Annotated in this window: 13 protein-coding genes; 8 read left to right on the forward strand and 5 right to left on the reverse strand. The window is 64.0% G+C overall.

Annotation, left to right across the window (positions count from 1 at the left end; all coding sequences use genetic code 11):
- Positions 1–170: 170 nt before the first annotated feature.
- Positions 171–929 carry an IclR family transcriptional regulator gene (locus BM026_RS13360; RefSeq protein ID WP_071491536.1) on the forward strand — a complete coding sequence of 253 codons (759 nt, stop codon included), beginning with the start codon at positions 171–173 and terminating at the stop codon, positions 927–929.
- A gap of 27 nt (positions 930–956) precedes the next feature.
- Here the strand turns inward: BM026_RS13360 and BM026_RS13365 are convergent, their stop codons facing one another.
- The 4 genes from BM026_RS13365 to BM026_RS13380 all read right to left on the reverse strand — a co-directional run bounded on the left by BM026_RS13365 (position 957) and on the right by BM026_RS13380 (position 6,407).
- On the reverse strand, positions 957–2,270 hold the full coding sequence (locus BM026_RS13365) for an alginate export family protein (RefSeq protein WP_175507948.1): 1,314 nt from the start codon (positions 2,268–2,270) through the stop codon (positions 957–959).
- Between the two features lie 3 nt (positions 2,271–2,273).
- Positions 2,274–3,698, reverse strand: coding sequence for an aldehyde dehydrogenase family protein (locus BM026_RS13370; protein WP_092246172.1), 1,425 nt, complete (start codon positions 3,696–3,698; stop codon positions 2,274–2,276).
- A gap of 78 nt (positions 3,699–3,776) precedes the next feature.
- Positions 3,777–5,225: an APC family permease gene (locus BM026_RS13375; protein WP_093127876.1), complete on the reverse strand. Its 1,449-nt coding sequence runs from the start codon at positions 5,223–5,225 to the stop codon at positions 3,777–3,779.
- 207 nt (positions 5,226–5,432) lie between these two features.
- The gene (locus BM026_RS13380; protein ID WP_071489614.1) at positions 5,433–6,407 is read right to left on the reverse strand and encodes a helix-turn-helix domain-containing protein; all 975 of its coding nucleotides are present in this window, start codon (positions 6,405–6,407) and stop codon (positions 5,433–5,435) included.
- 205 nt (positions 6,408–6,612) lie between these two features.
- Between BM026_RS13380 and BM026_RS13385 the strand changes: the two genes are divergently transcribed.
- The 3 genes from BM026_RS13385 to BM026_RS13395 all read left to right on the forward strand — a co-directional run bounded on the left by BM026_RS13385 (position 6,613) and on the right by BM026_RS13395 (position 10,108).
- Positions 6,613–7,989 (forward strand): aspartate aminotransferase family protein, encoded by a 1,377-nt coding sequence (locus tag BM026_RS13385; protein WP_071489615.1) that lies wholly within the window; start codon positions 6,613–6,615, stop codon positions 7,987–7,989.
- A gap of 15 nt (positions 7,990–8,004) precedes the next feature.
- Positions 8,005–9,459 (forward strand): aldehyde dehydrogenase family protein, encoded by a 1,455-nt coding sequence (locus tag BM026_RS13390; RefSeq protein WP_092249855.1) that lies wholly within the window; start codon positions 8,005–8,007, stop codon positions 9,457–9,459.
- An 85-nt stretch (positions 9,460–9,544) separates the two neighbouring features.
- Positions 9,545–10,108 (forward strand): cytochrome b, encoded by a 564-nt coding sequence (locus tag BM026_RS13395; protein ID WP_092249831.1) that lies wholly within the window; start codon positions 9,545–9,547, stop codon positions 10,106–10,108.
- Positions 10,109–10,149: 41 nt separating this feature from the next.
- Here the strand turns inward: BM026_RS13395 and BM026_RS13400 are convergent, their stop codons facing one another.
- Entirely contained in the window at positions 10,150–11,487 is a 1,338-nt protein-coding gene (locus BM026_RS13400; RefSeq protein WP_092249828.1) for an alginate export family protein, read from the reverse strand.
- Between the two features lie 206 nt (positions 11,488–11,693).
- Here BM026_RS13400 and BM026_RS13405 point away from each other — a divergent pair, with 206 nt between their 5' ends.
- From BM026_RS13405 to BM026_RS13420, 4 genes are all read left to right on the forward strand, one after another.
- Positions 11,694–12,086 (forward strand): DUF6152 family protein, encoded by a 393-nt coding sequence (locus tag BM026_RS13405; RefSeq protein ID WP_071489618.1) that lies wholly within the window; start codon positions 11,694–11,696, stop codon positions 12,084–12,086.
- Between the two features lie 61 nt (positions 12,087–12,147).
- Positions 12,148–12,894 (forward strand): hypothetical protein, encoded by a 747-nt coding sequence (locus tag BM026_RS13410; protein WP_071489619.1) that lies wholly within the window; start codon positions 12,148–12,150, stop codon positions 12,892–12,894.
- A gap of 10 nt (positions 12,895–12,904) precedes the next feature.
- On the forward strand, positions 12,905–14,392 hold the full coding sequence (locus BM026_RS13415) for an alpha/beta hydrolase domain-containing protein (RefSeq protein ID WP_092249825.1): 1,488 nt from the start codon (positions 12,905–12,907) through the stop codon (positions 14,390–14,392).
- 21 nt (positions 14,393–14,413) lie between these two features.
- The gene (locus tag BM026_RS13420; protein ID WP_092249822.1) at positions 14,414–14,890 is read left to right on the forward strand and encodes a DUF6644 family protein; all 477 of its coding nucleotides are present in this window, start codon (positions 14,414–14,416) and stop codon (positions 14,888–14,890) included.
- Positions 14,891–14,892: the final 2 nt, after the last annotated feature.

Genomic DNA, 14,892 nt, shown 5'->3' on the forward strand with positions numbered 1-14,892 from the left:
CACACACAAAAATTCAATCAACAAGCATTTTATTTTGATTTGTCTCATTTAGTGAGATTTATGTGATTTTTTTGCGACCTCAAAAGCACAAAAGATTGCGTTTTTCTTTCACTGCGGTAGTGTTGCGCCAGCGGAACGCAGCACGTGCCCCTCCCCTTTTTAGGAACGAAATGAGCAGCCTGAGCAAATTGCTGAGCGTCCTGGACCTGTTCGGCCCACAGACATTGAAGATCGACCCCGACACCATCGCCGAGCGCATGGGCCTGTCACGGGCCACCGTGTACCGCTACGTCAAGGACTTGTGCGATGCCGGCCTGCTGACCCGCGTGGATGCCGGCAGCTACGGCCTGGGCCCACGGGTGATCGAGCTGGACTGGAAGATGCGCCAGTACGACCCGATCCTGCTCGCCGGGCGCGAGCTGATGCACGAGTTGTCCGCGCAAACGGGCCTGGCGGTGTTTGCCAGCGTGTTTTATGACGGGCGCATCATCAACACCTACATCGCCGAGCCCACCGACACCTATCACTTTGCGTTCGGGCGTGGGCAACCGTTGCCGTTCTTTCGCGGCGCGCAGTCGAAGGTGTTGATCGCCTACCAGAAAGGCCGTCGCCTGCAACGCCTGTTCGACGAGCACCTGGCCAACGACCCCGCCAGCCCCTACGACTGGGCGGGGTTCAACAAGGCCGCGAAAAAGATCCGCAAGGACGGCTACTGCCTGACCCACGATGAGCTCAACCTGGGCCTGACCGGTATCGCCGCGCCCATCATCCAGACCGACCTGGACGAAGTGGTCGGCAGCCTGTCGGCCGTCGGCAGCACGCAAAGCTTCAAGCTGCTGCGCCAGGAAACCGTGATAGAGATGGTCATGGACACCACGCGACGGATCGCCGACAACATGCGCAACCCGCCTACCACCAGAACGGCATAGGTATCCCAACGCCGTACCCAGCCATGCTCAGAACGGCACGGCCACGGTCACCTGGCTGTACACATTGGTGCCATTGCCCCCCACCTGATTACCGCCCGTGGTCGCGTCCTTCTCGGGCTTGTACAGGCCAACCAGCGGGGTGACGATCAGGTGCGGGTTGACCGCCCATTCGGCATACAGGTCCAGTTCCCGGGCAGTGAGGTTGATTGCATCGCGCTTGCGCACGGTGTCGAAATCGAAGAACAGCGCGCCCAGGGTCAGGGTTTCCAGCGGGGTCGCCTTCAACCCGACATGCTGGACCCGTGTATTGCTGTTGAACGGCCCCGAGTAGTTGCTGGCGACTTCGCCTTGCAGCCAGGTGCCGTACCCCAGGCTCTGGCCGGTGAACAACGAGTCCCACTTCTGTGAGTAGCGCGCATAACGGTACGTGAGTTTGGGCGACCAGGCGCTATCGGCAAAAGTGTAGCCTGCCTCGCCGTACCAGGCGTTTTGCGGGCCGGCGTCCTTGTCCTGCCAGGCGTACTCGAATGCCAGGCTGACGTTCTTGACGCCCGCATCGCCCTCACCGCGCACGCTGTAGACATTCATGCCCTTGCGCTGGCGCTGGAAGTCACTGGCCCATTGATCGTTCAGGTTGATGCCGTGGATCCAGGTCAGCCCGATCGTCCCCGGCTGGGCGGTGTAGTCCAGCGTACCGGCGGCCAGTTCGGTTTCGGCCTGGGCGCGGTTGTCGGACTTCAACCACAGCAGGCTGCCATGCAGGCCGTCCTGCCCACCCAGGCGCACATACGCGGTCTGGTCGAACGCATGCCGCGCCGCCAGGTAGAACGCCCCCCCGCGGTTCAGCTTGCCATCGGCGGGGCCCTTGCCCAGGTTCGGCCCGTCATCGTTGATCAGGAACCCACGACCCAGCTTGACCACCTGGCGCCCAGCGGAAATATCCACGCCGTTCTTGCCCAGCGCCGGGAACAGATCGTCGGACCGCCAGCCGAGGTACGCGTCTTCAATCTTGGTGGTGCGCTCGGTGCCCAGGGTGTTGCCTGCCGGGTCGCCATCGCCCCAGGTAGCGGAACTGAGCAGTGCAAAGGCACCGTACGCGGTGCCGTTGCCGGCGAGGGCCTGGTCGCCACTCAAGCCATACTTGATAAAACCCTCGCGCCAGGTAGAACCGCCGGGAGTGCCGTCGTAGTTCTTGCGGCTGTTGAATTGCCCGAACACCGCGGTCATGTCGGCGTTGAGGTGACGACTGTCATCGCTGTACAGCTCATAGGCATGCGCGGACGGGAAGGCGCAAAGCACCAGGGTGCACGCCAGCGCGGGGCCGATAAGTGGAGGGTGCATGGCTCAGGCTCCTTGTGCTGGCTTGCGAACAAACAGCAATTGCTGACCGGTGAACTCCAGCAGGCCTTCCAGGCCGAACTCGACGCCAAACCCGGACATCTTGCTGCCGCCAAACGGCGTGTTCGGCTGGATCTGCGCATGACAGTTGACCCACGCCACCCCACTCTCCAGGCGGCTGGCCAGGAGCTGGGCCTGTTCGACATCCGGCCCCCACACCGAGCCGCCCAGGCCCATGTCACCGGCATTGGCGCGCCGCAGCACGTCTTCCACGTCGCGGTAGGCGATCAGCGGCAGCACGGGGCCGAACTGTTCTTCGTCGACCAGGCGCTGACCGTCGGTGACGTCGGCCACCAGGGTGGGGGGATAGAAAAAACCGGGGTGATCCAGGCGTGCGCCGCCGCACAGCACCCGCCCGCCGTTGGCCCGTGCGTCGTCGACCAGGGCTTCCACCAGCGCCAGCTGTTCCAGGTTCTGCACCGGACCGAAGGTGACCCCGGCCTCCAGGCCATCCCCCACCACCTGGCGCGCCGCGATCTGCGTCAGCGCCTCGGCGAAGGCCTGGTATTGCGACTCGTGGATATACAGGCGCTTGAGGGCGGCGCAGGTCTGCCCCATGTTGAGAAACGCCGCCTGGAAGATCGCCTCGGCCACCTCTTGCACCGGCGTGCCCGGCAGGATGATCGCCGCGTCGTTGCCGCCCAGCTCCAGGGTCAGGCGCTTGAGGTTACTGGCAGCGCCGCGCATCACGCTTTGCCCGGTGGCAGTGGAGCCGGTGAAGACAATCTTCTGGATGCCTGGATGCGCCGTGATCGCGCTGCCGAAGCCTTGCTCGCCCGTCACGCAATTGATCACGCCGTGGGGCACATGGCGGGCGATGATGTCGACCAGGCCCAGGGTGCTCAGCGGCGTCAGGCTCGACGGTTTGCTGATCACGCAATTACCGGCCCGCAATGCCGGCATGATGTGCCACACGGCGATCATGAACGGCCAGTTCCACGGCGTGATCGAGGCCACTATGCCCAAGGGTTTGCGGTGCAACTCGATGCGTTGGGTGGGGGTGTCTTCCACCAGCTCCACGGCAATGTCTTGCCCCGCCGCGTAGCGGGTCCAGGCGGCCGCGCCCATGACTTCGGAAAACGCCAGTTCCAGCGGTTTGCCTTGTTCCTGCACGATCAGCCGGGCCAGTGCATCGGCCTCCCGTTCGATATCCGCCGCAATCGCCAGCAGGCGTGCGCTGCGGTCGGCGTGGCTGCTGTGGCGCCAGCTTTTGAACGCCACCTGCGCGGCCTCCACCGCCTGGTCGAGTTGCCCCAAAGAACCTGCCGGGCAGTGGGCGAACACCGCCCCGGTGGCCGGGTTGACCACTTCGAACCGCCCCTGCTCACCGGCCACCAGGGCCCCGTTGATAAGCATCTTGTAGTTGTGCATTTGCAACCTTCCTTTCACACGCTGGCGGGCCTGGCCGAAGGACGGCAGGCCGGTTTTATCTGGATGATCGGGTGTGGCTCAGAGCTTGTGGCTGCCCAACGCGTGGAAGCGCTGCGGCGAGAGTTTGCGCAAGCGTGCGGCGAGGTAAACCCCGATGATCAGGGCCACGGGGATGATCGCGCACAGGCCATAGGACAGGAGCTTGCTGGCCCCGGTCAGCACGTCGAAGTGCACCACCGCCAGCACCAGCACCGACACCAGGGCCAGGCTGGAGAAAACGGGGAGGATACGCCCACGCCAGAGCCCGACGTTCAGTTCGGGATGACGCTGGAAGTACACGCACACCGCCACCGACGTCAGCGCCATCAGCAGGATGACGCACAGCGTCGCCAGGTTGGACAGCCAGGCGAACAGTTGCAGGATCGGATCGGCATCCATGGCGGCAAAAATCAGCACCACCACTGCTGCGATCAGGCTCTGCAAGGCCGAGCCCATGTGCGGGCTCTGGTGTACGCGATGGGTGGTGCCCAGCAGGCTGTGCAGCAACCCATCGCGGCCAATCGCATAGAAGTAACGCGCGGCGGCGTTGTGGAACGCCAGCAGTCCGGCATAGATACTCACCATGAACAGCACGCGGATGACCTGGGTCAGCTGCGGACCGACAAAATGGTCGGACATGCCGTAGATAAAGGTCGTCGGATCCTGCAAGGACTGCAACAGCGGCACGATCTTGTCCGCGCCGACGCCCACCACCATCGACCATACCGACAACGCGTAGAACCCGCCGATCAGCAGCACCGAACAGTAGGTGGCAATCGGAATGGTGCGTTGCGGGTTCTTCGCCTCTTCGCCGTAGATGGTCGTGGCCTCGAAGCCGATGAACGCCGCGAAGCAGAACAGCAGGCCAATGGACGGCGTGCCGCTGAATACGTGATGGCTGCTGAACGACGCCAGGTTGACGCCACTGTCTCCGCCTGACCTGAGGATCGCGAAATCCAGGATCAGGATCGCCAGGTACTCGGCAATCACCACCACCGACAACACCCGCGCCGACAGGTCGATCTTGCGATAGCCCAGTATCGCCACGCTGGCCATCGCCAGCAGCGAGTACGCCCACCACGGCAACTCCAGGCCGAACACACTGGCCATGGTGCCGCTGACCACCCCGCCGAACATGCCATACAAGCCGACCTGCAAGATGTTGTAGGCAAACATCGCCAGCACCCCCGCCGCCCCGCCGGCCAAGCCACCCAGGCCACGGGAGGTAAAGGCATAAAAGCCGCCTGCATTGGTCAGGTGCTTGGACATGGTGGTGTAACCCACCGAGAACGCCAGCAGCACCAGCAGGGCCAGGATCAGCAATGCCGGGGTACCGGCGCCGTTGCCGAGCATGATGCCAATCGGGAAGCCACCGGCGATCACGCTCAACGGGCTCGCCGCCGAAACCACAAAGAAAATGATGAAGCCCACGCCCAGGGCGCCACGCTTGAGCTCCGTGGAGGGGGTGACCGGGAGAGATACGCTCATGTTGTTGACCTTATTGTATGAGGCAGTCGCTGTTGGATCGGCGCAGTCAACCGCTCACCGTCACCGAGTCGCTTATCGTTGTTGTTGCACGCTGGAATCGATCCTATGCCTGCCAACGAACGTCGCGGTAGCCCAAATCGGTCACGCACGTCCTCACCTTGCGCAAGCAGCGAAGGTGCTCTCAGGTCGTTCAAAATCGGTGAAGGTTCAGCCGCGCGCAAAACCGCTGATGGCGGCGCGGGCCGTCTGGGACGGCAGCTCGGCGAACAGTTCCTGGTACTCCGCGGCAAAATGGCTCAGGTGGTAAAAACCCCACTGGGCAGCGGCATCGCCGATGGAGAGGTCGCAGGCACGGGTCGACATCAAGGCCCGGCGCACGCCGTTGAGCCGCACCGAGCGCAGGTAGTTCAGCGGCGTGGTCTCGGCCACCGCACGGAAGCTGTTCTGCACGGTGCGCCGACTCACCTGGAGCCGCTGGCACAACTCGATCACGCTGGGCACGTTGATCATTTCCGTGGTGGTCAGGCGGTGGCATTTCTCGACAATGAAACTGCGCGTAGAGCTGGGGCTGCGCTGCTGCTTGTCACAGGCCGGGTCGGTCATCAGTTGCAGCAGCTCACCGAGCATCGCCTGTTCCAGCACCATCTCTCGCTCCCGATCGCGCGTGCTGTCGAGGTCATCGTCGGCCAGGGCCTGGGAGAACAACGCGAGCAATCGGCGGCGAGCCTGGGCGAAACGCTGGGGCGACACCTTGATCACCGGCTGGCGCAGCAGCAGGTTGAGTTCCTTCGCCGACGCGGTCTGCTCCAGCGCCTGCTCGAACAGCTCACGCTCGAAGGTGATGGACAGCAGCTCCATGCCCATCGGCATGTGGAACATGAACTCCTCGCCACCGTGCAGGAAGAACAGGCTGCTGTCGTCCACGTCGCGCCCCTGCATGCGGATCGAACCGGGCACGTTGATCGGCACCGCGAAGCACATCTTGCCCCGAGGGGCCACGCCGTTCTGCACCACACGCTGGTTGATCTGTTCGAGGAACAAGTGGCAGCCGGCGGTCGTCAGCTGCATCAGTGTGCTTTCGGCGGAGCCGGCGGTCAGCTGGCTGTAGTCCTGGCTCCACTGCTGGACGGTGGCTGCATGCACATGGATATCGCGAAAATGGCTGATCGTCTGATTTTTCATGGAGTCGCAAGCCTCTGCCAGAAATTCTTGTTTTTTGATCGCCGCTGCGCTCGATAGTCGCACATAGCACACGTCCTGCAAATCGTTTATGGGACAGCCGGCGGGCTGGAGCAGGCACGTGTATAGGTGCCGATTCGGGATACCGGTCTGGAACGCGCACCGGAGATGATCGGCACACGTAAATCGACCTGTCAGAGAGACCGTCATGAGTGAAGCCACACTAGAATCCCTGCACTTCGCGGATGCCCCGCGCATCCTCTCCAGCGCCCTGCCCGGCCCCAAGGCCAGCGAAGCCCTGGCGTTGTCGGCGCGCACCGAGTCGATGGCCCGTGGCGGCGGGCGCATGCCGGTGGCCATGGACCGTGCGTTCGGCGCAACCTTCAAGGACCCGGACGGCAATACCTACATTGACCTGTCCGCCGGTGTCGGCGTCAGCAGCGTGGGCCGTTGCCACCCCAAAGTGGTGCAGGCCATCCGCGAACAGTCCGAAGTGCTGATGCATGCCCTGGAAATCAACAGCACCCGGCGCACCGAGCTGGCCGCCAAGATGTCCGAGATCGCGCCGGACGGCTTGCGTGGCGACTGCATCACCTTTTTCACCCAAAGCGGCAGCGATGCACTGGAAGCCGCGATCAAGTTCGCCAAGCGCATCACCGGGCGGCACCAGATCATTGCTTTCCACGGCGGCTACCACGGCGTGTGGAACGCGTCGGGCGCGCTGACCACCGGCACTGCCTACCGCAAAGGCTACGGCGCGCAGATGGGCGGTGTGATTCACGCGCCCTACCCGTATGCCTACCGCTTCCCGTTCGACACCACCCACAAGAGCGCCGAGCAGATCGCCGGCGACTACGTGGACTACCTGCTGAACACGCCCTACACCGCCGCCGATGATGTGGCCGCAGTGATCGTGGAACCGGTACAGGGCGAAGGCGGCTACGTGCCGCCTTCGCCGGAGTTCCTGCAACTGCTGCGCAAGGCCTGCGACCGCAGCGGCACCTTGCTGATCGTCGATGAAGTGCAATCCGGCGCCGGGCGCACCGGCAAGATGTGGGCGGTGGAACACTCGGGCGTGAAACCGGACATGCTCACCTTCGGCAAAGGCATCGGCAGCGATCTGCCGATGGCCGGCCTGATCATGCGCTCGGACCTGGCGGCAAAGATTCCCGATGGCTCGATGCCCAACACGTTCGCCGCCAACTCGCTGTCGGCGGCCGTGGCGCTGACCAACATCAGCATCCTGCAGGACCCGGAACTGGACCTGCTCAACCGTGCCCATGCGCTGGGCCTGGAAGCCCAGGCCTACATTCGCGGCTTCAACAGCCCACTGGTCGGCGAAGTGCGCGGGCGCGGCCTGATGATCGGTATCGAATTGGTCGAAGACCCAGTCACCAAGGCGCCCCTGGCGGGTGAAAAGATCGGCCAGCTCATGGGCTACCTGCTCAACCACGGCGTGCTGATGATTCCCTGCGGTCGCTACAGCAACGTGATGCGCGTGATGCCGTCGCTGACCATCTCCCGTTCGCTGTTCTTCAAGGCACTGGACATCTTCGGCGACGCCCTGGCCGCCCTCAAGGCATGACTCATGGAGCGCAACATGACTGAACACTTGAATCACTTCATCGCCGGCGCGTCGCTTGAAGCCTCCGATGGACGCCGCATCGACCTTATCGATCCGGTCACGGAACAGGTCTACGCCCGTTCGGCACGCGGCACGGCCGACGACGTCAACCGCGCCGTGGGTGCTGCGCTCGAGCAACTCGAACGGGGCGCCTGGAGCCAACTCGACGGCGCCCAGCGTGGCCGGCTGCTGTCGAAACTGGCGGATCTGGTAGAGCGCGACAGCGAACGGCTCGCCGACCTTGACGCCAACGCCATCGGCCGCTCCCCCATCGAGCCGCGCCGCATGGACCTGCCCAATGCGATCGCCCACCTGCGCGCCGCTGCCGGCTGGGCCAACCAGCTCGAAGGACGCACCATCCCCACCGGCGGCTACTTCGGCACCCGCACCCTCTCGTACACCGTACGCGAGCCGGTGGGCGTGGTCGGCGCCATCGTGCCGTGGAACTCGCCATTGATGATCACGGTCTGGAAGCTCGCCGCGTTGCTGGCGGCAGGCTGCACCGTGGTGGTCAAGCCATCGGAAGAGACCCCGCAGTCGGCCTTGCACCTGGCGGCGCTGGCGCAGGAAGCGGGTTTCCCGGACGGTGTGATCAATGTGGTCACAGGCTACGGCGCCGAAGTGGGCCGCGCCCTGTGCGAACACCCACACGTCGCCAAGATCAGCTTCACCGGCAGCCCCGAGGCCGGCCGCGAGATCCAGCGCACTGCCGGCGTGCTGTTCAAGCGCGTGGCCCTGGAACTGGGCGGCAAGAGCCCGCAGATTGTCTTCGACGACGCCTCCTTCGATGACGCCTTGCGCGGTTGTGCCCTTGGCCTGTTCGCCAACCAGGGCCAGGTGTGTGCGGCCGGTTCGCGCATCCTCGTCCAGCGCAGCCTCGCCGAGCGCTTCGGCGCGGCGCTGGCCGAAGCGGCCCAGGCGGTCAACGTGGGCGACCCGCGCCAGCCCGGCGTACAGATGGGGCCGGTGGCCAAGAAAGCGCAGTTCGATCGCGTCAACCGCTACATCCAGCTGGGCATCGACCAGGGCGCTACGCTGCTGGCCGGCGGCGTGTCCACCCCTGCACGCGGCTGGTTCGTGCGCCCGACGATCTTCGCCAACGCCCGCAACGACATGGCGATTGCCCAGGACGAGATCTTCGGCCCGGTGGGCACGCTGATCCCCTTCGACACGGAAGACGAGGCCATCGCGCTGGCCAACGACTCCACCTATGGCCTCGCCGCCACGGTGTGGACCACCGACCTGGTGCGTGCGCACCGTGTCGCCGCAGCGGTGAAAGCCGGCGCGGTGGGCATCAACTGCTGGAGCCCGCTGGACGCCAACCTGCCCTGGGGCGGCGTCAAGACCAGCGGGATCGGACGTGAAGGCGGCTTCAGTGGCGCGCTGGCCTACACCGAAGAGAAGGTGATCACCGTACTGATGCCCGGCTGAGCCAGCGCACTGAGCGAGCCACCCTCGATATCGCCAGGGTGGCTCACTCAAAGGTGCATTTTTGATGATCGTTGGAGAGACCGCGATGAACCCAGAAAACCCCACCATAATCGATCGTTATCCAACATCCCTGCGCCTGCTGCACTGGGTGCGCGCTGTGCTCGTCGTCGGCCTGCTGTGGGCCGGCTGGCACATGACCGGTATGAATGATGAAGTGGCGAGCAAATTCGAGCTCTATTACCCCTGGCACAAATCCTTTGGGGTGCTGGCGTTCCTGCTGGTGTTGACCCAGATCGCCGTGCGCTTGCGCACTCCGAATATTCCGCAACCGCTGCAAACCCTGGAACGCTACGAACAGGTGTTATCCCGGCTGACCCAACGTGCGATGTATGCGCTGCTGGTGATCGTGCCGCTGATGGGCTACTCCATGTCGAGCACCTTCACCATGAGCGACGGTGTGTTCTTTTTCGGGGTCAACCTGCCCGAGTTGTTGCCGAAGAATGACGACTGGTTCGTGGTGTTCCAATGGCTGCACAAAACACTCGCCTATACCCTGCTGGTGCTGATCGTGTTGCACATCGCAGGGGCGCTCAAGCACCGCTTCTACGACAAAGACCCGCGCAACGACGTGCTGCGCCGCATGCTCTGAAACAACCAGGCGTCGGCGCCAGGCGCCGACGCCCTTCCCTTCTAGAACGTCACCCAGACAATGAACTGCATGTAGGTGTTGGTCGACGCACTGCCACTTTGCAGACCGCCATTGCCCAACCACTTCTCGGGTTTGTAGAAGCCGATCAGCGGTGACAGCGTGATGTTATCCGTCACCATCCAGTCCAGGAACAGGTCGACCTCGCGGGCGCTGAAATCCCGGTCCTGCTTGCGGGAAAGCTGGTGGTAATCGAAGGCCATCGCATTGAGGGTCAATTTATCGGTGGGCCGGACGGAGAGCAGCACATCGTTGATCCGCATGTTCGAGGTCACGGAACCGGCGTAATTCGTCGCTATCTCACCTTGGTAGCGTTTGCGGTAGCCACCCTGGAACAGGAAATCCCAGCCTTCGGAATAACGCGAATAGCGATAACTCACGGTCGGCTGCCATTTGACGTCGGCGAAGGTATAGCCCGCGTCGAAGAACATCGCCCGCTGCGAGCCGGAACGTTTTTCCTGGCGCGCCACTTCGAAGGCGAAGTCGGCATTCTCGATCCCGGCATTACCCTGCCCGCGCAGGCTGTAGATGTTCATGCCCTTGCGCTCGAGCCGATCACCGAAGGCGTAGCGCTCCTCCACATCCAGACCGCGAACGTAGGTAGAGCCGATGGAGCCGAGGGGTGTGGTGTAGTCAACCGTGGCGGCCGCCACTTCGGTCTTGGACTGTCCGGGGTTATCCGATTTCAGCCAGATCAGGCTGCCGTGAAGGCCATCCTTGCCACCCAACTTGAGCACCGCCGTGTTGCCGAACGCCAGGCGCTGGCCCAGGTAGAACGCGCCGCCACGGTTGAAGCGCCCGTCACGCACCCCCTCGATGGGACTGAAGGCATTGCCGGGGTTGAAGCCATCGTCGGTGATCAGGAAACCGTCCACCGTCACCAGCTGGCGGCCGAAGGAAAAGTCGACGCCGTCCTGGCCCAGGGCGGGCACCAGGTCACCTGAGCGCCAGCCCAGGAAGGCATCTTCCACCGCGGTGCGGCGCTCGTTGCCGGCAGTGATCGCACCGGTGTCGCCATCGCCCCAGGTGCCGGAGCTGAGCAGGCTGAACCCGCCGTAGACCGACCCGGCGATGAGCTTGTCCGTCGAGCCGTTGAGGCCATATTTGGCATAGCCTTCCTGCCAACGCATGCTGCCGGGCGCCTTCTGCGGGTCGCCGAGGTAGTTGCGGGTGCTGCCGAACCAGCCAAAGCCGGCGCCCAGTTCCGCGTTCAACAGCGTGCCGCCGTCGTCTTCGTTATAGAGCGTGTAGGCGTGGGCCTGCGGCTCGAAGGCACAGAGTGCAACCAGCGAAAGCAGGGGGGCATAGGGGGGTGTGCGCATGACGTCTCTCCTGTTTTTATATTTATGAGGCGAGACACGAGTGTTCCGATTGCGGCGTGCAGGCGGTAACCCAAATCAGCATGTGCGAGGCTGCTCAAAACATTCCCCCCTCCTCCCTCATTGGTTGCCGTTTTGGGCTACGGCCCGAGAACGCCATCCCCCTATGCTGGGCCCATAAGAACCATAAAAAAACCGAGGCACCCGTCATGAGCGTTTCATCCCCCTCCCCGCTGTTCCGTCAGGCGCTGTGTCTGCTGACTCTCACTGCCTGCAGCGTGCTGTCGTCGGTCGCCACCGCCCACCATTCGTTCGCCTTGTTCGACCAGACCCGCACGGTCACGGTCAAGGGCGTGGTGGAGCGCTTCGCCTGGACCAACCCCCACATCACCCTTTACCTCGATGCCGACGGGCCACCGCCCCAGCGCTACAAGATCGAGACCGGCAGCGTCAACGCCTTGCAACGCACCGGCTGGAGCGCGGACTCGATCAAGGCCGGCGACATTGCCGAGGTGTCCTTCAAGCCCCTGAAAAACGGTGAACCCGGCGGGCTCCTTGTCGAGATCAAGATCGGCGACGTGGTGCTCTCGGGCGGCGGATAGATCGCCCCTGCCCTGCGCCACGACATCCGAACTGCATCGATCCGCCGCGTGGAGACACCCCATGAAACCGACACGAACCTTGCTCGCCCTGGCCGTGGTCCTTGTGACCTGCGCCGGCATCGGCAACGCCGCGACAACACCGAATAAACACCGCCCCGACATCAGCGGCACCTGGGAAAGAACCCCGGACGACTGGTTCGGCGAGAACCCGGACGACCCTGTGCACCCGGGCGGGCCGATGGACCTCAAGGCGCCCTACGCCGCCGAATACGCCGCACTCAAGAAGAAACAGGCGGCGGCCAACGAAGCCGGGACGCCGCTGGCCACCACCAGCTCGCGGTGCCTGCCCGAGGGCATGCCGACACTGATGGCGGCGCTGTTCCCGATCCAGATCATCCACGACGACCAGGACGTGATCGTGCTCGGCGAGTACCTGCAACAGGTCCGCCGCATCCGCTTGAACCAGGCCATGCCGCCCAAGGAAAAGCTCGACCCGCTCTACCAGGGCCATTCCCGTGGGCACTGGGAAGGCGACACCCTGGTGGTGGAGACCCAGCGGGTGCGTACGGATGTGCGGTTCTATGACGTGCCCCACGGCCCGGACATGAAGATCACCGAACGCATCCGCCTGCGCGGGCCGGACCGCCTGGAAGACCAGGTGCTGATCGAAGACCCGCAGGTGCTTGCCACGCCCTATCGCTTCACCTTCGAGTACAAACGCTCCAGCTACGCCATCCAGGAGTACGTCTGCGAAAACAACCAGATCGTGATCGACAGCGAGGGCAAGGCGTCCCTCAGCCTTGAGTGAGGTTGACCGCATGGAACGCTCGATAATCCTCGGCGGCATGCTGCTATCGCTGGCCCTCACGGCAAACGCGTGGGCAGAAGTGCCACGCATGCCCACGGCGATTGCCATCCCGCCGTCGGGCCAGTTGCCGCTGTCGTCGGCCAGGCGTCCCGGCACCGAATACAGCGACCTCGACAGGTACGGCTACACCGAGGAAGAGTTTTACCTGCAAGGCGTCGCCCCGGCCATTACCGCAGCGGGTCAAACCCTGCTGGAGGCGCCTTACACCACGCGCATCCTGGTGCGTAAGCCAACGGACCCGGCGCGGTTCAACGGCACCGTGGTGATCGAGCCATTCAGTTGGTTCGGCGAGCGCGGTGCCGGCTGGATCCTGACCCGTGACTACCTGCTGCGGCGCGGCTATGCGTTTGTCGGGTACACCCTGAACCTCAACCAGCCGGCCGTTGATCCGAAGTTCATTGCGGACACCCCGGCGGCCGAGGCCGATGGGATTACCCAGTACGGGCGGATCGTGAACTTCGAGTTCATGCGCCGCTTCGACTTCGCACGGTACGCACCGCTGGGTACCTATTACGACCCGCAACGTTTCACCCGGGGCAACGCGCCCGACCCGTTCGTGCCGCAATCCCAGGGCATCGGCGCGCAACTCGCGTTGCTGCTCAAGACCCCGGCGACACAAGGTCCACTGGCCGGCTTCGCCGTACAGCGCGTGTATGTGAACAGCTGGGCGGTGACCGCCCAGGTCTGGATGGACTACCTCGACCAGGGCCGCCACCAGCAATGGCGCATGCCCGACGACACACCACTGATCGATGCCTACATGACCGGCCGCATGGCCTATGGCGAAGTCGGTGGCGACGTGATCCGGCTGCCACGCCGGATGCCCGAGGGCGTGCCGTTCGTGACCGTCTACAGCCAGTCCGAACTGATGCATGACGTGCTCGAAGGCATCCCCCTGCCGCCGGACACCGACAGCCCGCAGGTGCGCTACTACGAAGTCACCGGCATGCCCCACCTGCGCCTGGCCGACCTCGGCACGCAGCATACCGAACGGTTCGCCGCCGATGTCGGCAAGGGCGACGACCCACGTTGCCAGACGCTGTACGACGAACCGGTGGAACTGGTGGTGTCGGCGCTGTTCGAGCGCATGGATCAATGGGTGCGCGAGGGCACCCCCATGCCCCGTGCGTCCCGGGTGGTGCGTGACGGCAAAGCCGCTGCGCGCGCGCCCTCCACCGGCAACCTGCTGGGCGGCGTGCGCCCGCCGTGGGTGCAGGTGCCCAGCGCGACTTACCTCACCGACCAGGAGACCGGCTGCGGGCTGATCTACGACACCAAGGTGCCTTATGCGAAGGACGTGCTTGGCCGGCGCTATGGAAACTTCAACCGCTACGCCCAGAAATTCGAAGAGGCCAAGGCCCAGTCGGTCAAGGAAGGCTACCTGCTTCCAGACGATGCGGCGGGCCTGCGCCCGATCGCCACGCCCCAAGACTTCTAACCCCACGAGGAAGGTACGCCGATGTCATCGTCACTCATCATTGCCTGGCTCTATGCGACGCCCTTGAGCACCGCCATCCGTGACGTCCTCTGGGTCATCCCCACGGTCCAGAGCATTCATATCATCGCCATCACCGTGCTGTTCGGCTCGGCGCTGGTCAGCGACCTGCGCCTGGCCGGGGTGCTCGCCACGGACGAGCCCTTGCGGGGTGTGGTGCGCCGCTACTACCCGTGGATGCGCAACGCCCTCATGGTCCTGCTCTTCACCGGGCTGATCATGATCATCGCCGAGCCCGACCGGGTACTCGTCAACACCACGTTCTGGCTGAAGATGGTCCTGGTGGTGACGGCGTTCACCCTGACGTTACTCCTGCGGCGCCCACTGCTGCGAGCCCCCGATGAACGCGAAACGCGCCCCATCAAGGCACTGGCCTGGCTGTCGATCGGCCTGTGGTGCGCGGTGATCATTTGCGGTCGCTGGATCGCCTACACGATCTAAGC

Source organism: Pseudomonas sp. NFPP24 (assembly GCF_900112095.1).
GTDB lineage: Bacteria > Pseudomonadota > Gammaproteobacteria > Pseudomonadales > Pseudomonadaceae > Aquipseudomonas > Aquipseudomonas extremorientalis.

Excerpts from the sequence above, each read along its gene's own strand:
- BM026_RS13360 (WP_071491536.1), top strand. The coding sequence starts at position 171 with ATGAGCAGCCTGAGCAAATTGCTGAGCGTCCTGGACCTGTTCGGCCCA.
- BM026_RS13365 (WP_175507948.1), bottom strand. The coding sequence starts at position 2,270 with ATGCACCCTCCACTTATCGGCCCCGCGCTGGCGTGCACCCTGGTGCTT.
- BM026_RS13370 (WP_092246172.1), bottom strand. The coding sequence starts at position 3,698 with ATGCACAACTACAAGATGCTTATCAACGGGGCCCTGGTGGCCGGTGAG.
- BM026_RS13375 (WP_093127876.1), bottom strand. The coding sequence starts at position 5,225 with ATGAGCGTATCTCTCCCGGTCACCCCCTCCACGGAGCTCAAGCGTGGC.
- BM026_RS13380 (WP_071489614.1), bottom strand. The coding sequence starts at position 6,407 with ATGAAAAATCAGACGATCAGCCATTTTCGCGATATCCATGTGCATGCA.
- BM026_RS13385 (WP_071489615.1), top strand. The coding sequence starts at position 6,613 with ATGAGTGAAGCCACACTAGAATCCCTGCACTTCGCGGATGCCCCGCGC.
- BM026_RS13390 (WP_092249855.1), top strand. The coding sequence starts at position 8,005 with ATGACTGAACACTTGAATCACTTCATCGCCGGCGCGTCGCTTGAAGCC.
- BM026_RS13395 (WP_092249831.1), top strand. The coding sequence starts at position 9,545 with ATGAACCCAGAAAACCCCACCATAATCGATCGTTATCCAACATCCCTG.
- BM026_RS13400 (WP_092249828.1), bottom strand. The coding sequence starts at position 11,487 with ATGCGCACACCCCCCTATGCCCCCCTGCTTTCGCTGGTTGCACTCTGT.
- BM026_RS13405 (WP_071489618.1), top strand. The coding sequence starts at position 11,694 with ATGAGCGTTTCATCCCCCTCCCCGCTGTTCCGTCAGGCGCTGTGTCTG.
- BM026_RS13410 (WP_071489619.1), top strand. The coding sequence starts at position 12,148 with ATGAAACCGACACGAACCTTGCTCGCCCTGGCCGTGGTCCTTGTGACC.
- BM026_RS13415 (WP_092249825.1), top strand. The coding sequence starts at position 12,905 with ATGGAACGCTCGATAATCCTCGGCGGCATGCTGCTATCGCTGGCCCTC.
- BM026_RS13420 (WP_092249822.1), top strand. The coding sequence starts at position 14,414 with ATGTCATCGTCACTCATCATTGCCTGGCTCTATGCGACGCCCTTGAGC.